Consider the following 19,910-nt stretch of genomic DNA (forward strand, 5'->3'; position numbering starts at 1 on the left):
TCGGGTTCCGGCCCTACCCCGGAGGGAGGAGGCCCCGCCCTCTTGCGCCGGGCCCCGCTCATTCCTACGGTGTCCCATAGGAATGAACGGACGCAGTCAACAAGCGCAGAGGAGCGTGGGGGCGACCATGAGCGGGGACGCGCGCAAAAGGGCCGAGGATCTGTCCTATCTGTCCGGGTTCGGCAACGAGCACGCCTCGGAGGCGGTACCGGGCGCCCTGCCCGAGGGCCGCAACTCGCCGCAGCGCGCACCGTTCGGGCTGTACGCGGAGCAGCTGAGCGGCGCGGCGTTCACCGAGCCGCGGGCGCACAACCGCCGCTCCTGGCTGTACCGGATCCGCCCGTCGGCCGCGCACCCGCGGTTCACCCGCACCGCGGGCGGCTCGATCCGTACGGCGCCCTTCACCGAGACCGTGCCCGACCCGAACCGGCTGCGCTGGAACCCGCTGCCCGAGCCGGCCCCGGGCACCGACTTCCTCGCGGGCCTGTGGACGCTCGGCGGCAACGGCGACGCGACCCAGCGGGCGGGCATGGCCGTGCACCTGTACCACGCCAACGCCTCGATGGAGCGCGTCTTCTCGGACGCCGACGGCGAGTTGCTGATCGTCCCGGAGCGCGGCGGGCTGCTGCTGCACACCGAGTTCGGGCGGCTGCGCGTGGAGCCCGCGCACGTGGCGCTGGTCCCGCGCGGGGTGCGGTTCCGGGTGGAGCTGCTCGACGAGTCGGCCCGCGGCTATGTGTGCGAGAACTACGGGGCGCCGTTCCGGCTGCCCGACCTCGGCCCGATCGGCGCCAACGGGCTCGCCAACGCACGTGACTTCCGGGCGCCGGTCGCCGCGTACGAGGAGACCGAGGGCCCGGTGGAGGTGGTGAACAAGTTCTGCGGCAACCTCTGGACCGCCACGTACGACCACTCGCCGCTCGACGTGGTCGCCTGGCACGGCAACCATGTGCCGTACGTCTACGACCTGCGCCGTTTCAATGTGATCGGCACGATCTCCTACGACCACCCGGACCCGTCCGTCTTCACGGTCCTGACCTCCCCGTCGGACACCCCGGGCCTGGCCGGCGTCGACTTCGTCGTCTTCGCGCCGCGCTGGCTGGTGGGCGAGGACACCTTCCGGCCGCCGTACTTCCACCGGAACGTGATGAGCGAGTACATGGGTCTGATCGAGGGCGCCTACGACGCGAAGGCGGAGGGCTTCGTGCCGGGCGGCGGCTCGCTGCACAACATGATGTCGGCGCACGGCCCGGACCGGGAGACGTTCGACCGGGCGAGCGAGGCCGAGCTGAAGCCGCAGAAGATCGACGACGGCCTGGCCTTCATGTTCGAGACCCGCTGGCCGCTGACGCTCACCCCGGACGCGGCCGGCGCCGACCACCTCCAGCGGGGGTACGACGACGTATGGCAGGGCCTGACGCGCAACTTCCGTATCTGACAGCTCTGTTGCGCCCGTTGTTCCCGACCCGGTACGGATATCAGCGTGACCTCATTCGCCCCTGACTCGATCGTCCTGAACCGCAAGCTGCCGCTCTGGTACCAGGTGTCGCAGTCGCTGCGCGCCTCGATACTGGGCCGCTCGCCCGCGGACCCGCTGCGCCTGCCCACCGAGGAGCGCCTGGCGGAGCACTACGGCGTGAGCGTGCTGACCATGCGGCAGGCGTTGAAGGAGCTGGAGGACGAGGGCCTGATCAGCCGGCACCGGCGGCGCGGCACGTTCATCGAGCCCGACGCGCGGCGCGGCACCCCGGTGCGGCTGCTGGGCTCGGTGGACGCGATCGTGGCCCAGCAGTCCGGGATGCGCACGGAGTTGCTGGCCCACGGGCCCGCGCCGGTGCCGGGCGGGCTCACCGAGCACTTCCCGGGGCTCACCGAGGTGGCGGCGTACCACCGGCTGCGCTTCGACGAGCAGACCGGCGAGCCGACCAACCACGCCGTCAACCACGTGCGCCCCGAACTGGCCGAGCGGATCGACCTGGACGATCTGGTGCGCTGGCCGATGACGAAGGTGCTGCGGGACGTCGTCAGGGCGGACATCAGCCGGATCACGGACACGGTGGAAGCCCGGCTCGCCGACCCGGAGACCGCCCGCCTTCTCCAGGTCCCGCTGCTCAGCCCGATCCTGCACTACACCGGCGTCACCTACGACACCGAGGGCCGGGTGCTGGACGTGGCGGTGATCCACTACCGGGGCGACCGCTTCTCCTTCACGGTGACCTTGGACGCCACCTGACCCGCGCGGGCCGCCGGGACCGTACGATGCCCAGCGTGCCGTACGACGACGACGCTCCGCTGCTGGCGGACCTCATGCCGTGGTCCGTCGCACCGCCGCGGCCGGGCCGCGCCTGGCCGACGGCCCCCGATCCGGCCTGTCTGAGGGCCCGCTGGGACGCCCTGCTGAAGGCGGAACCCCCGGACCGCGAGGCCCTGTTCGAGCCGAGCAGGGCCCGCACCCTGCACTCGGCCGTGGGCCAGCTGCCGGGCCGGCCCACCGGCACGGAGCGCCTGGCGCGCGCCGCGGGCCCGTGCGCGGAGCCGGTGCGCGTGCTGGCGGCGCCCTTCGACGAGCAGTGGCTGATCCCGGACCACCGGCTGCTCGACGTGGCCCGCCCGGAGCTGTGGCGGGTGGCGGACGAGCGGCAGGTCTTCCTGGTGGAAACCCCCGACGAGCACCACCCGTTGCTGGCCACCGCCCTGCTGCCCACCCTGCGCACCGGGCGCGTCCGGCCCCTCCACCGCCGCCCGGCCGCCGCGGAACCCAACCTGGCGCCCGGCCTCCTGGACCATCTGTCGGCCCGCCTCGGCGTCGAGGTCACCCCCCTCGACCTGGCGGCCTGGTTCCTGGCCACGGGCCGCCCCGACCACACGGTCCCGCTGACCGACGACGCCCGGCTGTGGTCGTCCGGTGTGTCGTCCGGCCACCGGCTGCTCTGGCTGCTGCGCCGCGACGGCGACCGCCCCCGGCTCCCCGGCGGCCGCCGCCCCTATGTGCGCGCCCCGCTGCCGCCCCGCCCGGCCACCCTCCGCTACGACCCCGAGGAGGAGGCCCTCCACCTGGACGAGGGCCGCGTCTCCCCCGTCCCCGCGGGGGCCTGGGACTACGAGCTGGACGGGGTCCGGGTCCTGGAGTCCTGGTTCGCCGCACGCACGGCACCCGGCGCCCCCGGCACCCTGGAGGCGATCCGGCCCGCCGCCTGGCTCCAGTCGTGGACCTCGGAGCTGCTGGAGCTGATCACGGTGCTGGCGCTGCTGGCGGAGGCCCGCTCGCGCACGGCCCGGCTGGAGGTCACCTCGTCGATCACGGCGACGGACCTCGTCCGCTCGGCCGTCCTCCCGCCCCCACGCCCCTCCCGCCTGCCCGCCTCGGTCCTGGACCACCCCGAAGAGGGCCCGGAAGGCCAGTTCGCGCTGCTGTGACGTGGCCGGGTTCACGCGTACGCGTCGAGAACCCTCCCGAGCGCCCGCTCGAAGACGGCCTCCAGATCGATCGGCCCGGGGTCCTCGGCGAACGCCGCCGCCATCCTCGGATACGCCCCGGACGCCACCTGCCGCGCGAGGTAGGCCCCCCGCACCGCGTTCTCCTCGTCCTGCGACCACGGCAGCGCCCGCACCCGCTCGGCGGTGTCCAGCTCGTTGCGCATGTACGTCGTCACCACGCCGTTGAGCATGGCGATGAGTTCGAGCTTCGTGCCGTACGGGGCCTCCAGCGGGTCCAGGCAGGCCAGGCAGTGCTCCAGATAGCGCAGGGTGTGCGGGCTGAACCCGTAGACGGGTGACATCAGGCGCGGCAGCCACGGATGCCGGCGCATCAGCGCGCGCGCCTCGTGCGCCACCCGGGTCAGGTCCGCCCGCCAGTCACCGCTCGGCGGCCACAGGGCGTGCTCCGCGCCGACGGCGTCCACCATCAGCTCGTACAGGTCCTCCTTGCGCGGCACGTAGTTGTACAGGGACATGGTCCCGCACCCCAGCTCCGCCGCGACCTGGCGCATGGACACCGCGTCGAGCCCGCGCGCGTCGGCGATCCGCACGGCGGCGGCCGCGATGTCGTCACGGGTGTACGCCGGTTTCGGCCCCCGTCCGGTGCGCTCGGGGCGCGCCCAGATCACCTCGGGTACGGCCCCTCGGACTGCCATGTCATCACCTCGGTCACCATCCTAGTTACGTACACCGTACGTAGTGCGCTATGGTCGGCGCATGCCAACTACGTACGCTGTACTTAGTGAAGGTCTGGAGAAGCGCTTCGGCGCCGTCCCCGCCCTGCGCGGGCTCGATCTGGCGATCGCCCGGGGCACGGTCTGCGGGCTGCTGGGGCCCAACGGCGCCGGGAAGACGACCGCCGTCCGCCTGTTGACCACGCTGCTGCGGCCGGACGCCGGCTCCGCGCGGATCGCCGGCCGCGATCTGGTCCGGGAGGCCGCCGCGGTACGGACCCTGATCGCGGTCACCGGACAGTACGCCTCGGTCGACGGCGATCTGACCGGCCGGGAGAACCTGCGGCTGTTCGCCCGGCTGCACCGGGTCCGGGGGCCCGCCGCACGCGCCGGCGAACTGCTGGAACGCTTCGGCCTCACGGAGTGCGCCGACCGCCGGGCCGCCACCTACTCGGGCGGCATGCGACGCCGCCTGGACCTCGCCGCGAGCCTCGTGCGCCGCCCGGAGGTGCTCTTCCTGGACGAGCCGACCACCGGCCTCGACCCGGCGGGCCGCGGCTACGTCCGGCAGGCGGTACGGGACCTCACCGCGGACGGTACGACGGTGCTGCTGACCACGCAGTACCTGGAGGAGGCCGATCAACTCGCCGACGACATCGCCCTGATGGACCGGGGCCGGATCGCGCACACCGGCTCGCCCGCCGAACTCAAGGCGCTCATAGGGTGGTACGCCGAGGCCGTGGTCGCCCACCCGGACGCGCTCGGCACGGCGGCCGCCGTGCTCGACCGGCTCACCGGACGGGAGCCGGCGCTGCACCGCGAACGCGCCGCCGCCGGCGTCCTGACCACCGACCCGACGCTGACCCTGCCCCGCCTGGTGCGCGAACTCGACGCGGCGGGCGTCCCGTTGCTGGACGCGAGCCTGCGCCCGCCCACCCTGGACGACGTCTTCCTGCGGCTCACCGGAACCGCGAGCACGCCCCGTACCGAGACCGACCCCACCGAGGAGCAGGCGGCATGAGCACGTTGGCGTACGACACGATCGCCCTGACGGGACGGCAACTGCGCCGGGTCCGCAACAGTCCGGGGCTCGCGCTCCTGACCCAGATGATGCCGGTCAACATGCTCCTGTTCTTCGGCTATGTCTTCGGCAGCGCGCTGGCCCTGCCCGGCCGCGAGTACCGCGCCTTCCTGGTGCCGGGACTGCTGGTCTCGACCGCGGCGGGCGGGCTGATGACCGGGATGTTCCAGGCCGCCGCGGACACCCACCGGGGCGTGACGGACCGGTTCCGGACGCTGCCGGTGAGCCGGGCCGCCGTCCCTCTGGCGCAGGCCGCCGCGGACCTCGTGGTCACCGCCCTCGGCATGGTGCCGCTGCTGCTGGTGGGGCTCGCGGTGGGCTGGCGGATCGAGGGATCGGTGCCCGAAGCCATGGGCGCGGTGGGGCTGTTGCTGCTCTTCCGGTTCGCCTGCACCTGCGCCGGCATCCATCTGGGCCTGCTCACCCGCAGCGAGGACGCGGCCGGGCAGCTCGGCGCCTCCTCCTTCGTGCTGCCACTGCTGTCCGACGCCTACATCCCGACCGGGAATCTGCCCGGCTGGCTGCGCACGATCGCCGAGTGGAACCCGATCAGCGCGGTGACCACCGCCCTGCGGGACCTGTTCGGCAACGCGCCCGTGCCGCGGGGCGCCGCCTGGCCGGTGGCCCATCCGGTCGCCGGGGCGCTCGTCTGGAGCCTCGCCCTGATCGCGGTGTTCCTGCCGCCGGCCGTGCGTCGCCACGGCCGCGGCGTGTGACCCGCGCGGTACTGACAGACCCGCGCGAGGGGGGAGATCATCCACCCCATGGAACACCTCGCGGAACACCCACCGGCACCCCAGCCGCCGCCCCTGGAGGGCATCACCGTCGTGGCCGTCGAACAGGCCGTGGCCGCGCCCTTCGCGACCCGGCAGCTCGCCGATCTGGGGGCCCGCGTCATCAAGGTGGAGCGGGTGGACGGGGGCGACTTCGCGCGGGGCTACGACACCGCGGCGGGCGGTCTCGCCTCGCACTTCGTGTGGTGCAACCGGGGCAAGGAGTCCCTCGCCCTGGACCTGAAGGATCCGCGCGGCCTGGAGGTCGTACGGCGACTGCTCGCGGACGCGGACGTGTTCGTGCAGAACCTGGCGCACGGGGCCGCGGCCCGGCTCGGCCTGGACGCGGCCACCCTGTGCGCGGCGTATCCGCGGCTGATCGCCGTGGACATCTCGGGCTACGGCCCCGGCGGTCCGTACGCGGACAAGCGGGCCTACGACATGCTGGTGCAGTGCGAGGCGGGCCTGGTGTCGGTCACCGGGACGCCCGAACGGCCGGTGAAGGCGGGGATCCCGGCGGCGGACATCGCGGCGGCCATGTACGCCTTCTCGGGGGTGCTCGCGGCGCTGGTGCGGCGGGGCGTCACCGGGCGCGGCGGGCCGGTGGAGGTGTCCCTGCTGGACTCGCTGGCGGAGTGGATGGGGCATCCGCTGCACCACACGATGCACGGCGGCGAGCCCCCGGCGCGCACCGGTCTCGCGCATCCCGTCATCGCGCCCTACGACGCCTACGCGACGGCGGACGGCGGGCAGGTGCTGCTGTCGGTGCAGAACGACCGGGAGTGGCGGCGCCTGGCCGAACAGGTCATGGAGCGGCCCGAGTTGGGGACGGATCCGCTGTTCGCGACGAACGCGGCGCGGGTCGCGCACCGGGCGGAGACGGACGCGTCGGTGGCGCGGGCCCTCGGCGCGCTGGACACCGACGAGGCGCTGGCCCGGCTGGAGCGGGCGGGCCTCGCCTGTGCCCGGCTGCGGGATCTGCGCGAGTTGGCGGAGCATCCGCAGCTCGCGGCGCGGGAGCGGTGGCGTCAGGTGGGTTCGCCGGTGGGGCCGTTGCGGGCGCTGCTCCCGCCCCTCACACTGCCGGGCGGGGGCGAGGCGCGGATGGGCGACGTGCCCGCACTCGGGCAGCACACCGGGGCGCTGCTGCGTGCCGTGGGGATGACGGACGGCGAGATCGCAGCGCTGCGCCGGGACGGTGTGGCGGCCTGAGCGCGGGCCCTGGACGGGGTCCGGGACCGTCGGTTCACCCGGTGAGCGCCGGACGGGCGCTCAAGGGGGATCAGTGGCCGGATCGGGGCCGGATCAGCGGCCGGTCGGGGACCGGCTAGTGACCGCCGAACAGCGAACGACGCAGTCGGCGCAGGGGCGCGAAGAGAGAGACCCGGCGGACCCGCGCGCCCCGGTCGCTGTGCGTGCGCCGGGTGTCCCGCGCCGTCAGCTCCCGCATGAGCGAGGTCGCCTCCACGGTCTTCTGCTGCGGTATGGCGGGACCGCCCAGCACCGCCAGATGCCGGTCGAGGCGCGAGCTGGTCGCGCTGCTCCCGCAGGTGATCGCAGGGACCCTGGCCCTGCTGCGCACTGTTATCTGTTCCATGTCACTCCCCACCCGTACGAGTCCACCCGGCCCCGGGCAGGGTAACCCTATCTCCCCACCGGGGCACTCGTGTATCGCGCCCTCAGGATTCACCTTCCCCGTAAGGGGGTTGACCATCCCAAGCCGGCTACTCTCCGAATCCGACCGGTTTCAGGGCGAGTTGGACAATGGGCTGGCCGACGGCTCAGGCCGGTTCGCCGCCCCGGGCGGCCGTCACGGCGCGTGACGATCGCCGGGCGCCGGCCCCCTCGTGATCAAGGGCGTGTCGCCCCGGTGGAGCCCCAGGGTGACGACGGGCCCCGGCGGCGGCGCGGAAGCGGTCACTCCGCCGCCGCGACCGCGACCGCCCGCACCGGTCGTGGCGCGGGCGGAGGAAGCCGTGCGGAGGCGGCCGGGAACGTGGTCCATCTCACGCGCCCGGCGGTTCACCCTGACGGGCGGGCCCGGTGGTGCGCCGTGAGGTGCTCACCCGTTCGGGTCAGCCGGCCGCGGTGGTGAGGGCCGGCAGGTAACCACCGGACTGGCCGGCGGCGGTGGGGTGGTAGGACTCGGTGATGTCCAGCCAGTTGAGGCTGTGGAGCCAGGAGTCGCTGGAGCAGATCTCGTGGCTGGAGAAGGCGCTGCGGACGTCACCGAAGACGAAGCCGTGGGCGGAGGCGCGGGTCTGGATGGTGCTGTCCAGGGTGTCGGCGGCACCGTTGATGGCCGACCGCTTCGTGTCGGACAGGCCGAGGCAGAGCTGGCCGAGCAGGTAGAAGCGCGGGTAACCGATCACGACCACGCGGGCGTTGGGCGCCTTGGAGTGGATCGCGTTGTACACGGTGTCGAGCTTCCCCGGCAGCGTGTTGGTGGCGTAGGACTTCGCGGTGGCGATGGCCGACAGGCAGGTGCTGTCGGAGTTGAGCACGCACGTCTCCATGACGCTCGCGAACCCGGCGTCGTTGCCGCCGATGCTGATGGACACCAGCGAGGTGGAGGAGTTGAGCGAGCCGAGCTGGCCGGCCATCACGTCGTCCGTCGTGGCGCCCGAGCAGGCGTCGAAGGCGAAGGAGGCCGGCTTGTGCGCGGCGTTCCACAGATAGGCCGCGGAGTTGGTGCTGCGGTCGCAGTCGCCGCTGGAGCTGATGTAGCTGCCGGCACCGACGCCGGAGGCGTAGGAATCGCCCAGCGCCACGTAGCCACCGCTGTTGGACGCCGCCTGCGCCGACGCCGCCTGCGTGAAGCCGAGGCCGAGAGCGAGGAGGAGTGGCGCAACGAATCCGACAAGCCGGGAACGTCTCATGGTGTGTCTCCCAGGTGAGCAGGAAGTCTGCGGCAACTTAAGTAGCAACTACGCGCGTTGACCGGAAGTGTTCATGCCAAGAATTTTTGACTCTCAACAAGACCGTCTTCAAACATTTACTGCGTATGTATTGCGCGTACATGTCAACTATGTTGACCGCCCCTCAGACGCCTGTTCCGGTGCGACCGCTGAGCACCCCCGGCCTTGACGCCCCCCTCGGGCCTGCGTCACATTGAAGCCCGGCATCCGGCACTTCGGGGGGCAAAGTCGCCAATGCGCACCTTACGGATCAACAGGGAACTGTCACCCCTGCTCGCGGGCGCCGCGGCCGCCGTCCCGACGGCCGGCGCGGTGCTCGCCCTCACCGGTTCGAACTCCCCGCTGCGCGGCCCGTGCACGCTGCTCTTCCTGTTGCTCGCGCCCGCCGCCGGGCTCGCCGCGGCCCTGCGCGGACTCGACCCCTTCGCCCGTGCGCTGTGCGCGCTCGCGGGCGCGGTGGCCGTCGACATGCTGGTGGCCCAGGTGATGCTCGCGGCGCACCACTGGTCCGTCCGGGGCGGGGTGGCCGCCGTCGCCGCGCTGAGCCTGCTCCTGCTGCTCCTCGCGCTCCTCCGGGTCCGGAACTCCGGTACGCGCGCACAGGAGCGAGGGAAGTGAACCACTGTGACGCAACGGACCAATCATGGAAAAGGTGAGACACCTTCCGGGTCTTGCGTTTCGGGCTGAACCGTCAATACGGTCATACAGCTCAACCGCAGCGGTTCGCCGGTGCGCGGTCCCTGGGGAGGGCCGGGCGCCATGACGGGTCCGCTGCGGAGCGCGGTAGGGGGGTGCCGTGCTCGGTGGCCGAGAGCGGTGACCGGGCCGGGCCGCGCGACCGGCCACCGTGCTCGCCCGGCGGCCCGGACAGCTTCGCCAAGCTCGTCCACGGGCACGGAGTTCCGCTCGCCGTGCCCCGGAGGAGAACCCTCCTTTCGAACCGGACCCTGAGCCGGGCCACCCAGGCGCGGGCGGCCCACCGGACGAGAGGGAACCAACCATGAGTCCAGCGCTGCGCCCGCCGAGTCCGGGCCGCGAACCGCTGCTCGTCACCGACTACCGGCCCATCTCCTCGTACCTGGCGATCGCTCCACCGGTGAGCGTGGTGATCCCCGCCATGAACGAGGCGAAGAACCTGCCCTACGTCTTCAAGAGCCTTCCCGACTGGATCCACGAGGTCGTCCTCGTGGACGGCAACTCCACCGACGGCACGGCCGAGGTGGCGCGGTCCCTGTGGCCACGCCTCAAGGTCGTCCCGCAGCGCGGCCGGGGCAAGGGGGACGCCCTGATCACCGGGTTCGGGGCATGCACCGGCGACATCATCGTGATGGTCGACGCGGACGGCTCGGCGGACGGCGGCGAGATCGTCAGCTATGTCTCCGCACTGGTCTCCGGCGCCGACTTCGCCAAGGGCTCCCGCTTCGCCAACGGGGGCGGCACCGACGACATGACCTTCGTCCGCAAGCTCGGCAACTGGGCGCTGTGCACCGTCGTCAACCGCAAGTTCGGGGCCCGCTACACGGATCTGTGCTACGGCTACAACGCGTTCTGGCGGCACTGCCTCGACAAGATCGACCTCGACTGCACCGGCTTCGAGGTCGAGACGCTGATGAACATCAGAGTGGTCAAGGCGGGCCTGCGGGTGCAGGAGATACCGAGCCACGAGTACCTGCGCATCCACGGCACCAGCAATCTGCGGGCGGTGCGCGACGGGCTGCGGGTGCTGCGGGTGATCCTGCGCGAGCGCTCCAACCGGCGGGCCCTGCGCCGCCGGGCGCGCCGCTCCCCGCTGCTCAAGGCCCGCCAGGGAGAGGCGTCTTGAGCGATCCCGGCATCTCCGTCGTGATCTGCGCCTACACCGAGGAGCGCTGGGAGGACGTCCGCGCGGCGGTCTCCTCGGTGCGCGCGCAGTCGTACCCGGCTCTGGAGACCCTCCTGGTGGTGGACCACAACCCGGCCCTCGGCGCCCGGCTGGAGCAGGCGTACCGGGCGGACGAGGGCGTACGGGTGCTGCCCAACTCCGGTCCGCGCGGGCTGTCCTCGGGCCGCAACACCGGCATCGCCGCCTCGCACGGCGAGGTGATCGCCTTCCTGGACGACGACGCCGTGGCCGAACGCGACTGGCTGCGCCGGTTCGCCGAGGCGTACGCCGACCCCCGGGTACTGGCGGTCGGCGGGCGCACCGAGCCCGCGTGGGCGTCCGGCCGGCGGCCCGCCTGGTTCCCGGAGGAGTTCGACTGGGTGGTGGGCTGCACCTACCGGGGCCTGCCGCCGGGCCGGGTACGGGTGCGCAACGTCCTGGGCGGCAACGCCTCGTTCCGGCGTACCGCCTTCGAGGCCGCGGGCGGCTTCGCCACCGGCATCGGGCGCGACGGCGGCCCGCGCCCGCTCGGCTGCGAGGAGACGGAGCTGTGCGTCCGCCTCGCCCGCGCCCGCCCCGACGGCGTGCTGCTCATCGACGACCGCGCGGTGATCCACCACCGGGTGCCGCACGCCCGCGAGAACTTCGCCTACTTCCGCACCCGCGCCTACGCCGAGGGACTGTCCAAGGCCCTGGTGGCCCGCAGCGTCGGCGCGGACAAGGGGCTTGAGTCCGAACGCCGTTACACCACAAGGGTGTTGCCCGCCGGTGTCGCCCGGGGGCTGCGCGACGCCCTGCTCGGCCGGCCGGGCGGCGCGGGCCGGGCCGGCGCCATCGTCGCCGGGCTGCTCACGGCCGCCGGCGGGTTCGCGATGGGGAGCCTGCGGGCGCGGCGGGGGGCGTACGCCTTCGCGGTTGAGCGGCGACCTGGCAGGGAGCCGGCATGAGTGACCCACCGGTGCCCGTCCTCATGTACCACTCCGTCGCCATCGCGCCCAACGCGGCCACCCGGACGCTGTCCGTCGCGCCCGAGGCGTTCGCCGAACAGCTGGCGCTCGTCGCCGAGTCGGGCAGCACCCCCGTCACCACCGCCGAGCTGGCGGCCCACTGGCGCGGCGGCCGGCCGCTGCCCGCCCGCCCGGTGCTGATCACCTTCGACGACGGCTACGAGGGCGTGCACCGGCACGCCCTGCCCCTGCTCGCCCGGCACGGCTTCCCGGCCACCCTGTTCGTCTCCACCGGCTGGCTCAGGGGCGCGTACGACACCGGGGGCGGCCTCGACACCATGCTCGACTGGCACCAGGTGCGCCGGCTCGCCGCCTCCGGCGTGGAGATCGGCGGGCACAGCCACACCCATCCGCAGCTGGACCAGCTCGACGAGGCGGCGCTGGCCGGGGAGCTGAGCCGGTGCACGGAGATCCTCGCCGATGAACTCGGGACGCGGCCGGTTTCGTTCGCGTACCCGTACGGCTACTCCAGCCGCCGGGTGCGCCGGGCGGTGCGCGCGGCCGGGTACGCGCAGGCGCTCGCCGTCGGCAACGGGCTCGCCCGCCGTGCCCAGGGCCCCTACGCGCTGCGCCGGGTCACGGTGCGCCGCGGCACGGACGCCGAGGAGTTCACCCGGCTGCTGCGGGGCCAGGACATCGGCCGTACGTTCGCCCGGGACCGGGCCCTCACCCGGGGGTACGCGCTCGTGCGCCGGGCACGGCGGATCGGCGCGTCGCTCCACGGGGCCGGTCGGGCCCGTGACTGACACGACCACCGCGCCCGGCACCCGGGCGGCGAGGACGCCCGGCACCGCCCGCGCACCGGGCGGGGGTCCGCTGCTGCGCAACGCGTACGCGCTGATGCTCAACACCGGGATCTCCGCCGTCCTGGGCCTCGGCTTCTGGCTGGCCGCGGCGCACTACTACTCCGACGCGGCGGTCGGCCGGGGCTCGGCCGCCATCGCGGCGATGAAGCTGCTCGCCGGGCTCACCGCGGTGACCCTGACGGGCGCGCTGGCCCGGTTCATCCCGGTGTCCGGCAAGCGCACCGGCCGTCTCGTCTTCCGTACGTACGCGGCCAGTTCACTGGTCGTGGCGCTGGCCGCCGCGGTGTTCCTGGGCACCCTGGGCGTCTGGGGGCCGTCGTACCGCTTTCTGCACGGCCCGCTCCCCGGCCTCGGCTTCGTGGCGGCCGTGGTCGCCTGGAACCTGCTCACCCTCCAGGACGGTGTGCTGACCGGACTGCGCAGCGCGCCCTGGGTGCCGGTGGGCAACACGGTGTTCTCGGCGGTGAAGCTGGTGCTGCTCGCGGCGTTCGCCGTCGCCGTGCCGGCCACCGGTGTCTTCGTGTCCTGGGCGGCCGCGATCGCCACCTCCGTGGTGCCGCTGGGCTGGCTGGTGTTCCGGCGCCTGGTGCCCCGGCACGTCGAGGCGACCGCCTCCCGGGCGAAACCGCCCGCCGCGCGGGAGATCGGTCGGTTCCTGGCCGGGGACTACACCGGCTCCCTGTTCTCGCTCGCGGTGGTCTACCTGGTGCCGGTGATCATCGCCGCGCAGGTCAGCTCCGAGGAGAACGCGTACTTCTACATCACCACCACCATCGGCGGCACCTGCAATCTGCTCGCCGTCAACATGGGCGCGTCGCTGACCGTCGAGGGTTCGCACGACCCGGAGCGGCTGGCCGCCGACGCCCGCGCGGCGCTGTGGCGCATGTTCCGGATCATGCTGCCGATCAGCGCCGTGCTGTTCCTCGGCGCCCCCTGGATCCTCGGCGTCTTCGGCGCGGGTTACGCGGACGCGGCGACCCCGCTGCTGCGCTGGTTCGCCGTCGGCACCCTGCTCCGGGTCGTCATGGAGACCTACTTCGCCGTCCTGCGCGCCCGGAGCCGCACGGGCACGCTCGCCTGGCTCCAGGGCCTGCTGTGCGTCCTGGTCCTCGGGCTCACCCTGCTGCTCCTGCCGCGGATGGGGCTCACGGGGGCGGGGGTCGCCGAGATCTCCAGCCTGACCGTGATCATCTCGATCGCCGCGCCCCGGTTGTGGCGGACGGTGCGGGCGCAGGGCGGCTCCGCGCCGGGGACCGGGGGTGTGCCGGACGCGGTGGCGCCGGACGGGGATCTGGCGGACCTGGGGATGAGGGAGGTACCGGTGCGGCGCGGGGTGCCGGCCTGGGCGCGGGAGCGGGCCGCCGAGGAGGCCGTGCCCCCGGCGGAACCCGGACCCCCCACCCGCCGCCCGCGTCCGGTGCTCCTCCTCACCGCCCTCCTGATCACCGCCTTCCTCCTCTACTGGCTCCCCGTCCTGCGTCTTAAAGAGGGCGACCTGGACCGGATGGGCGGGCTGGGTCTGGTCTCGGTGCTGCCGCCGCCGACACTCGCCGGGGCGGCGCTGCTGGTCGTGGTGTTCGCCGGGCTGCTGTGGCAACGCCGGGAGCACCGCGGCCTGTTGCTGGTGACGCTGCTCGTCACGGTCGTGTCGCTGCACGCGCTGCCGGCCGTGGTCGAGAGCGAGCCGCGGTTCGCGACGGCCTGGCAGCACCTGGGCTTCCTCGACTACATCGACCGCACCGGGTCCGCCGTCCCCTACCTGGACGCCCGCTGGAGCTGGCCGGGCTTCTTCGCGGTGGCCGCGTTCGCCGGCCGGGCCTGCGGGGTCACCGACTTCACGGAGGTCATCCGCTGGTGGCCGACGGCGATCCAGCTCGCCTACCTGGCGCCGGTGTGGCTGCTGGCCAGGTCGGTGCGGGCGGACTGGCGGGCGAGGTGGACCGGCGTCTGGCTGTTCGTGCTGTGCGGCTGGGTCGGCCAGGACTACTTCTCCCCACAGGGCTTCACCTTCCTGCTGTATCTGCTCTTCGCGGCGATCCTGCTGGTCTGGTTCCGCCCGCCCCGGGCGCTGACGGCGCGGCTGCGGCCGGGCGAGACGGAACCGCCGCCCGTCGGCCGCGGCACGCGGACCGTTCTCCTCCTGCTGTTGCTGGGCCTGTACGCCGCGACCGTGCCCGCGCACCAGCTGACCCCGTTCGTGATGCTGGGCGTGCTCGCGGCCCTCGTCCTGCTGCGCCGCTGCGAACTGCGCGGTCTGCCCCTGCTGTGCGCGGTGGTCGTGGCCGTCTGGCTCGGTTTCATGGCGGAGCCGTACTGGTCGGGGCACTTCGACGACCTCTTCGGCGGCATCGGCGGGATCGGCGGCAACGTCTCCACCTCCGTCTCCGGCCGCATCCAGGGCGGCGACCCGACCCACAAGCTGGTCCTGTACACCCGGGTGCTGCTGGCCGGTGCCGTGCTGGCCCTCGCCTGCTGGGGCTGGTGGCGCCGGCGCCGCGCCGGGTACCGCGAACGGTCCCTGCCGGTGCTCGCCCTCGTCCCGTTCCTGGGCTTCGGCATGCAGTCGTACGGCGGTGAGATGGCGCTGCGCGTCTTCATGTTCGCGGTGCCCGGCGCGGCCCTGCTCGGCGCCCTCGCGCTCTTCCCCCGCCCCGCGGGACCGCGGCGTCCGGTCCTGGCCCCGGGGGCCGCGCTGCTCGCCGGGCTGCTGCTGATGGGCGGCTTCCTGGTGGCCCGGTGGGGCAACGAGCCCTTCGAGCGCACCCGGCCCGGCGAGGTCACGGCGATGAACTGGGTGTACGCCCATGACCGGCCGACCGTACGGCTGTTGTGGCTGAGCAACGACACGGTGAACGACGTGACCCCCTCGCTGCCGTGGGGAGCGAAGGACATGGAGCGGGTGGACTACGTCCCGACGCTCGCACCGGTCGACCCCGCCCGGGTGTCCGGGCTGGTCGGGGCGCTGAAGGACGCGGGGCCGCACTCGTATCTGATGGTCGGCGAGAGCCAGTCGGCGTATCTGCGCCTGGACGCGGGCTACCCGGCGAGCTGGCAGACCCGGCTCACCCGGAGCCTGGACGCCCGGCCGGAGCTGACGAAGGTCCTGGCCGACCCCGACGCCACGGTGTACGCCCTGCGCACGCCGCCCCCGGGCCCCGTCCCCGGACCGCGCCCCGGGCCGGTCGGGCCCCGGGTGACCTGGACCCGCTGGTCGGTGGTCGGCGCGTCGGCCGCCGTGATCCTGATGCTGTCGCTGGCGGCACGAGAGGTGGTGCGGGTGGCGGCGCGGCCGGGGACGCGCCGGCTGCGCCTGCTCCAGGGCGGTTTCTGGTTCTCCATGCCGCTCCTGGTGGTGGTGACGGCGGTACTGGTGCAGCGGTTCCTGACGTTGAAATGAGGGGAGCGGGTGTCAGCGGGCGAGCCACCTCACCTCGTACGGCCCCAGCGTGAGCCGGCCGCCGTCCACCCGCGCGCCGATCGTACGGTCGCGGGTGTTGACGACGAGGACGGTCCGGTCGCTCGCGAGGACGCGCAGGCCGGGCGCGGCGGCCGGGTCGACCGGGACCGTGCGGTAACGGGTGCCCGGCGGGAAGGCGGTGGCGAACCGGGACAGCAGGTCGTACATGGGCAGCGCCCGCCCCCCGTCGGCGCGGTCGGTCGGGGTCCACAGGCAGCCGGGGCAGCCGGGGCCGGTCCGCTTCTCCGGGTTCCAGTAGAAGCCGGTGTCGGCGCCGCCCACGACCAGGGCGATCATGCCGGTTGCCTGGACGGCGACCCGGTGCGGCTCGGACCAGCCGGCATCGCCGTCACCGGGCTCCACGTAGTACTCGGCCCACCACAGCGGGAGGCCGGGGGCCTGCCGTCGAACCCAGGCGCTGACGGCGGTCAGCTTGTCGGTGGCGGTGAACTCGTCGGGGCGCGGGGTGCCGCCGTGCGGGTAGCTGGCGCCGTCGACGACGGTGAAGTCGGCGCCGGCCTTGTGCGCGTTCCAGTAGGAGAAGGCGTCGAGCACCCGCTGGTCCATCGCGCCCCAGTCGCCCCGCAGCCGCGGGGAGGCGTGGGGGTCGGTCCGGGCGACGCTGTCCATCGCCAGGTAGGGGCCGCCGACCAGGACGTCCTCGCCGGTCTTCTTCAGCGCGCGGTACACGAGGTTGTACAGGCGGGTGTACCCCTCGTAGTCCCAGCGGTCGGCGGCCTCGTCCCAGAAACCCTTGAACTCGTTCCAGACCAGGAAGTGGTGCACGTCCGGATAGCGCCGGGCCACCGTCGCGGCGAGGTCGGCGAAGTCCTGGTAGTGGGCGGGAGCGGGCGCGCTCTCCAGCGCGGGCAGGCTCCAGTCGGTGTTGTCCGCGCCGGACCTGCCGCCCTTCATCCAGTCGGGGGCGCAGCACAGGGTGATCACCGGGGTACCGCCGGAGGCGCGGACGAAGCCGATCCGGCGGTCCAGGGCGGCGAAGTCGTAGCGCCCCGGGGACGGTTCGGGGTTGTCCGCGCCCCAGCCCATGATCGCCTGGTCCTGCGCCATCCCGCCGTTCCCTTCGAGGAGCCGCCGCACCCGGGCGGTGGCGGCGGGCGCTCCCTCGTCGGCGCTGAACTGGGTGTGGGTGAAGCCCCAGCCGGCGTAGGGCTTCGCGGCGCCGCGCGGCGCGGCCGGGGTGCCCGGCAAGCCGCCGAGCAGGCTCACCAGCAGGGCGAGCGCCGCGGCGATCCCCCCGAGCAGGACGCCCAGCCGCCGGTGCCGGCCATCCGATTCCCACCCACGACGTGCCATCGGAGGCAACAGTAACGGCGCGCGCCGGGACTTGGGCAGAGCCGGGGCACCCCCGGGACACCCGGAACAAGCGGTGGAAACGCCGTGCGCGGAGGGGATCGGTGACGGATCATGGCGGCATGCCTGCGAACCCGCACGACGCTCTGCCGATCCGGCTCCACGTCGACGATTCCGACTCGCCGTCCGACGTCGTCGACGCGCTGTTCCTCGGCCGTTTCGCGACGGGCGAGCAGCCGTACTCGCACGCGGTGAACATCGACCGCGTGCGCTCCGGCGCGACCCTGCTGCCCGAGGGCGCCCAGGTGCTCCGGGTCGCCCGGGACGACGACCGCAGCGCCACCCTCGCCGAGGGCGACGGCTGGACCCTGCTGGTCTCCCGCTGGAGCCGGGGCGCGGACGTCACCGTGACCGCGACCAGCGCCGAACTGGCCCAGGAGGTCCTCGGCAGGGCCACGGACGGCGCGGCCGACGAACCCGAACCCCAGCCGGAGAACGTGACGATGGGGTTCTGGTACGTGTCCCCGCGCCGCGGCCCGCACCGCACCACCCGGCAGATCTCGGCCGGCACCTGGTCGGAGGTCCGCTCCAACTACACCGCACCGGTGGCCGAGGCGATGGACCGGCTGATGAGCACCACGCCGGAGGACATCGCGGGCCGGCTGCTCCTGCTGCACGGCCCGCCGGGCACCGGCAAGACCTCGGCCCTGCGCACCCTGGCCCGCTCCTGGCGCGACTGGTGCCAGGTGGACTGCGTCCTCGACCCCGAGCGGCTCTTCTCCGACGTCGGCTATCTGATGGACATCGCGATCGGCGAGGAGGACGGCGCGGGCAAGGGCCGCTGGCGGCTGCTGCTCCTGGAGGACTGCGACGAGCTGATCCGCGGCGAGGCCCGGCACACCGCGGGCCAGGCGCTGTCCCGGCTGCTGAATCTCACCGACGGGCTGCTCGGCCAGGGCCGCAACGTCCTGGTGGGCGTCACCACGAACGAGGACCTGGAGCGCCTGCACCCCGCCGTGGTCCGCCCCGGCCGCTGCCTGGCCCGCATCGAGGTGGGCGCGCTCACCCGCGACGAGGCGGTGCGCTGGCTCGGCGCGGAGGAGGGCGTCGGCCGCGAGGGCGCCACCCTGGCCGAGCTGTACGCGCTGCGCCGGGGCACCACGCCGACATCGGTGCCGGGGGCGCGCAACGGCGCGGACGCGGGACTGTACCTGTAGTGCTTTCATGAAGAGGTGACCTTGTCGGTCGGCACCTCCGGGTGGCAGTACAAGGACTGGCGGGACCTCGTCTATCCGGCCGGGGTCCCGGCACGGCTGTGGCTGGAGGAGTACACCCGGCTGTTCGCCACGGTGGAGATCAACAACGCGTTCTACCGGCTGCCGTCGTACGACAATTTCGCCGCCTGGCGGTCCCGGGTGCCGCCGGATTTCGTGGTCGCGGTCAAGGCCAGCCGCTATCTGACCCACATCAGGCGGCTGAAGGAGCCCGCCGAGCCGGTGCACCGCCTGATGACCCATGCCGCGGGCCTCGGCGACCGGCTCGGGCCGGTGCTGCTCCAGCTCCCGCCCACACTGCGCGCCGACCCGTCGCTGCTGGACGCCTGCCTGGCCTGCTTCCCGCGCGGTACCCGGGTCGCGGTGGAGCCGCGCCATGACTCCTGGTGGACGCCGGAGGTGCGCGAGGTCCTCGTCGCCCGCGGCGCGGCCCTGTGCTGGGCCGACGTCCTGTCCCGCCCGGTCACCCCGCTGTGGCGCACCACCGACTGGGGCTACGTCCGCTTCCACCAGGGCCGCGCCCGTCCCTGGCCCCGCTACGGCCGCCGCGCCCTGGAAACCTGGGTGGACCGCGTCGCCACGGCCTTCCCCGACGGCGAGACCGTGCACGCCTACTTCAACAACGACCCGGGCGGCGCGGCGGTGGCGGACGCGGTGGCCTTCGGGAGGGCGGCGAGGAGGGCGGGCCTGGCGGTGACGCGTCTCCCCGAGCCGGCCCGGCAGCGCCGACACGCGGCAGCCGCCGCCGGGGGGCCGGCCCCGGACCGCTGACGCCCCGCCGCGGACGCCGCCGAGCCGTCCCCGGCCCGCGCCCGGCGTCCTCCCGCCCCGTTCACCCGACCCCGTAGACCGCCCGCAGGGCGTCACGCACCGCCGCCAGCGCCTCCTCCTCCCCCAGGCCCAGCCTGCGCACCCGGTCGGCATACGCCTGCGCCGCCGCGGACGCCTCACGCTCCGCGGCCGAGCCGGCGGCGGCCACATAGGTGCCAAGGCGCCCGCGCGTCTCGATCACCCCGTCGCCCTCCAGCGCCCGGTACGCCTTGGCCACCGTGTTCACCGCGAGCCCCAGGGACTCGGCCAGCCCCCGTACGGTCGGCAGCCGGTACCCCACGGGCAGCACCCCGGACCGTGCCTGCGCGGAGATCTGCGCCCGTACCTGCTCGTAGGGGGGCGCACTGTCATCGATGCGGATCTTCAGGCTCACAGCCCGATTCTGACGCACGCGCGCGAAAATGAGAGGCACCCCCGGGACAACTCCCCGTACGGTCCCT

At 73.6% G+C, this 19,910-nt stretch carries 18 protein-coding genes; 13 read left to right on the forward strand and 5 right to left on the reverse strand.

Going from position 1 to position 19,910, the window contains the following annotated elements:
* Positions 1–127 precede the first annotated feature (127 nt).
* The 3 genes from hmgA to VT52_RS22255 are packed head-to-tail and all read left to right on the forward strand — an operon-like array spanning position 128 to position 3,417.
* Positions 128–1,438, forward strand: a complete 1,311-nt coding sequence (hmgA, locus tag VT52_RS22245; RefSeq protein ID WP_046424091.1) for a homogentisate 1,2-dioxygenase — start codon at positions 128–130, stop codon at positions 1,436–1,438.
* Positions 1,439–1,483: 45 nt separating this feature from the next.
* The gene (locus VT52_RS22250; protein WP_046424093.1) at positions 1,484–2,233 is read left to right on the forward strand and encodes a GntR family transcriptional regulator; all 750 of its coding nucleotides are present in this window, start codon (positions 1,484–1,486) and stop codon (positions 2,231–2,233) included.
* Positions 2,234–2,259: 26 nt separating this feature from the next.
* On the forward strand, positions 2,260–3,417 hold the full coding sequence (locus VT52_RS22255; protein ID WP_046424095.1) for a type ISP restriction/modification enzyme: 1,158 nt from the start codon (positions 2,260–2,262) through the stop codon (positions 3,415–3,417).
* Positions 3,418–3,428: 11 nt separating this feature from the next.
* On the opposite strand, the gene VT52_RS22260 is transcribed toward VT52_RS22255, so the two are convergent.
* A complete protein-coding gene (locus VT52_RS22260; protein WP_046424097.1) occupies positions 3,429–4,133 on the reverse strand; it encodes a TetR/AcrR family transcriptional regulator in 705 nt (234 codons plus the stop codon).
* 61 nt (positions 4,134–4,194) lie between these two features.
* Between VT52_RS22260 and VT52_RS22265 the strand changes: the two genes are divergently transcribed.
* Genes VT52_RS22265 through VT52_RS22275 form a run of 3 tightly spaced genes read left to right on the forward strand, consistent with a single transcriptional unit; the run spans position 4,195 to position 7,217 of the window.
* Positions 4,195–5,172: an ATP-binding cassette domain-containing protein gene (locus VT52_RS22265; protein ID WP_046424098.1), complete on the forward strand. Its 978-nt coding sequence runs from the start codon at positions 4,195–4,197 to the stop codon at positions 5,170–5,172.
* On the forward strand, positions 5,169–5,948 hold the full coding sequence (locus VT52_RS22270; protein WP_046424100.1) for an ABC transporter permease: 780 nt from the start codon (positions 5,169–5,171) through the stop codon (positions 5,946–5,948). The genes VT52_RS22265 and VT52_RS22270 overlap by 4 nt, the downstream gene beginning before the upstream one ends.
* A 48-nt stretch (positions 5,949–5,996) precedes the next feature.
* Positions 5,997–7,217 carry a CaiB/BaiF CoA transferase family protein gene (locus VT52_RS22275; RefSeq protein ID WP_046424102.1) on the forward strand — a complete coding sequence of 407 codons (1,221 nt, stop codon included), beginning with the start codon at positions 5,997–5,999 and terminating at the stop codon, positions 7,215–7,217.
* Positions 7,218–7,332: 115 nt separating this feature from the next.
* Here VT52_RS22275 and VT52_RS22280 read toward each other — a convergent pair whose 3' ends face one another.
* Together VT52_RS22280 and VT52_RS22285 are read right to left on the reverse strand one after the other, a co-directional pair.
* The gene (locus tag VT52_RS22280) at positions 7,333–7,602 is read right to left on the reverse strand and encodes a hypothetical protein (RefSeq protein WP_037658345.1); all 270 of its coding nucleotides are present in this window, start codon (positions 7,600–7,602) and stop codon (positions 7,333–7,335) included.
* Between the two features lie 478 nt (positions 7,603–8,080).
* Positions 8,081–8,884: an SGNH/GDSL hydrolase family protein gene (locus tag VT52_RS22285; protein WP_046424105.1), complete on the reverse strand. Its 804-nt coding sequence runs from the start codon at positions 8,882–8,884 to the stop codon at positions 8,081–8,083.
* 273 nt (positions 8,885–9,157) lie between these two features.
* On the opposite strand from VT52_RS22285, the gene VT52_RS22290 reads away from it, so the two are divergent.
* The 5 genes from VT52_RS22290 (at position 9,158) to VT52_RS22310 (ending at position 15,994) form a co-directional block, all read left to right on the forward strand.
* Entirely contained in the window at positions 9,158–9,541 is a 384-nt protein-coding gene (locus VT52_RS22290; protein WP_046424106.1) for a hypothetical protein, read from the forward strand.
* A 382-nt stretch (positions 9,542–9,923) separates the two neighbouring features.
* On the forward strand, positions 9,924–10,745 hold the full coding sequence (locus tag VT52_RS22295; protein ID WP_046424108.1) for a glycosyltransferase family 2 protein: 822 nt from the start codon (positions 9,924–9,926) through the stop codon (positions 10,743–10,745).
* Positions 10,742–11,731, forward strand: a complete 990-nt coding sequence (locus tag VT52_RS22300; RefSeq protein ID WP_046424109.1) for a glycosyltransferase family 2 protein — start codon at positions 10,742–10,744, stop codon at positions 11,729–11,731. Before VT52_RS22295 ends, VT52_RS22300 begins: the two co-directional genes overlap by 4 nt.
* The gene (locus VT52_RS22305) at positions 11,728–12,537 is read left to right on the forward strand and encodes a polysaccharide deacetylase family protein (RefSeq protein ID WP_046424110.1); all 810 of its coding nucleotides are present in this window, start codon (positions 11,728–11,730) and stop codon (positions 12,535–12,537) included. Before VT52_RS22300 ends, VT52_RS22305 begins: the two co-directional genes overlap by 4 nt.
* Positions 12,530–15,994 (forward strand): lipopolysaccharide biosynthesis protein, encoded by a 3,465-nt coding sequence (locus VT52_RS22310; RefSeq protein ID WP_046424112.1) that lies wholly within the window; start codon positions 12,530–12,532, stop codon positions 15,992–15,994. The genes VT52_RS22305 and VT52_RS22310 overlap by 8 nt, the downstream gene beginning before the upstream one ends.
* Before the next feature lie 12 nt (positions 15,995–16,006).
* Here VT52_RS22310 and VT52_RS22315 read toward each other — a convergent pair whose 3' ends face one another.
* Positions 16,007–17,368 carry a glycoside hydrolase family protein gene (locus VT52_RS22315; protein ID WP_046424113.1) on the reverse strand — a complete coding sequence of 454 codons (1,362 nt, stop codon included), beginning with the start codon at positions 17,366–17,368 and terminating at the stop codon, positions 16,007–16,009.
* A gap of 119 nt (positions 17,369–17,487) precedes the next feature.
* On the opposite strand from VT52_RS22315, the gene VT52_RS22320 reads away from it, so the two are divergent.
* Together VT52_RS22320 and VT52_RS22325 are read left to right on the forward strand one after the other, a co-directional pair.
* Positions 17,488–18,582 carry a DUF5925 domain-containing protein gene (locus VT52_RS22320; protein ID WP_046424115.1) on the forward strand — a complete coding sequence of 365 codons (1,095 nt, stop codon included), beginning with the start codon at positions 17,488–17,490 and terminating at the stop codon, positions 18,580–18,582.
* 15 nt (positions 18,583–18,597) lie between these two features.
* Positions 18,598–19,410 (forward strand): DUF72 domain-containing protein, encoded by an 813-nt coding sequence (locus tag VT52_RS22325; protein ID WP_046424118.1) that lies wholly within the window; start codon positions 18,598–18,600, stop codon positions 19,408–19,410.
* A gap of 61 nt (positions 19,411–19,471) precedes the next feature.
* Here VT52_RS22325 and VT52_RS22330 read toward each other — a convergent pair whose 3' ends face one another.
* Positions 19,472–19,843: a GntR family transcriptional regulator gene (locus VT52_RS22330; RefSeq protein ID WP_046424120.1), complete on the reverse strand. Its 372-nt coding sequence runs from the start codon at positions 19,841–19,843 to the stop codon at positions 19,472–19,474.
* Between the last annotated feature and the right edge of the window lie 67 nt (positions 19,844–19,910).

Source organism: Streptomyces malaysiense (genome assembly GCF_000980885.2).
GTDB classification, from domain to species: domain Bacteria; phylum Actinomycetota; class Actinomycetes; order Streptomycetales; family Streptomycetaceae; genus Streptomyces; species Streptomyces malaysiense.

What these genes read in the sequence shown, in the direction of transcription:
- hmgA (WP_046424091.1), top strand. Translation starts at nt 128, where the DNA reads ATGAGCGGGGACGCGCGCAAAAGGGCCGAGGATCTGTCCTATCTGTCC.
- VT52_RS22255 (WP_046424095.1), top strand. Translation starts at nt 2,260, where the DNA reads ATGCCCAGCGTGCCGTACGACGACGACGCTCCGCTGCTGGCGGACCTC.
- VT52_RS22260 (WP_046424097.1), bottom strand. Translation starts at nt 4,133, where the DNA reads ATGGCAGTCCGAGGGGCCGTACCCGAGGTGATCTGGGCGCGCCCCGAG.
- VT52_RS22265 (WP_046424098.1), top strand. Translation starts at nt 4,195, where the DNA reads ATGCCAACTACGTACGCTGTACTTAGTGAAGGTCTGGAGAAGCGCTTC.
- VT52_RS22270 (WP_046424100.1), top strand. Translation starts at nt 5,169, where the DNA reads ATGAGCACGTTGGCGTACGACACGATCGCCCTGACGGGACGGCAACTG.
- VT52_RS22275 (WP_046424102.1), top strand. Translation starts at nt 5,997, where the DNA reads ATGGAACACCTCGCGGAACACCCACCGGCACCCCAGCCGCCGCCCCTG.
- VT52_RS22280 (WP_037658345.1), bottom strand. Translation starts at nt 7,602, where the DNA reads ATGGAACAGATAACAGTGCGCAGCAGGGCCAGGGTCCCTGCGATCACC.
- VT52_RS22285 (WP_046424105.1), bottom strand. Translation starts at nt 8,884, where the DNA reads ATGAGACGTTCCCGGCTTGTCGGATTCGTTGCGCCACTCCTCCTCGCT.
- VT52_RS22290 (WP_046424106.1), top strand. Translation starts at nt 9,158, where the DNA reads ATGCGCACCTTACGGATCAACAGGGAACTGTCACCCCTGCTCGCGGGC.
- VT52_RS22295 (WP_046424108.1), top strand. Translation starts at nt 9,924, where the DNA reads ATGAGTCCAGCGCTGCGCCCGCCGAGTCCGGGCCGCGAACCGCTGCTC.
- VT52_RS22305 (WP_046424110.1), top strand. Translation starts at nt 11,728, where the DNA reads ATGAGTGACCCACCGGTGCCCGTCCTCATGTACCACTCCGTCGCCATC.
- VT52_RS22315 (WP_046424113.1), bottom strand. Translation starts at nt 17,368, where the DNA reads ATGGCACGTCGTGGGTGGGAATCGGATGGCCGGCACCGGCGGCTGGGC.
- VT52_RS22320 (WP_046424115.1), top strand. Translation starts at nt 17,488, where the DNA reads ATGCCTGCGAACCCGCACGACGCTCTGCCGATCCGGCTCCACGTCGAC.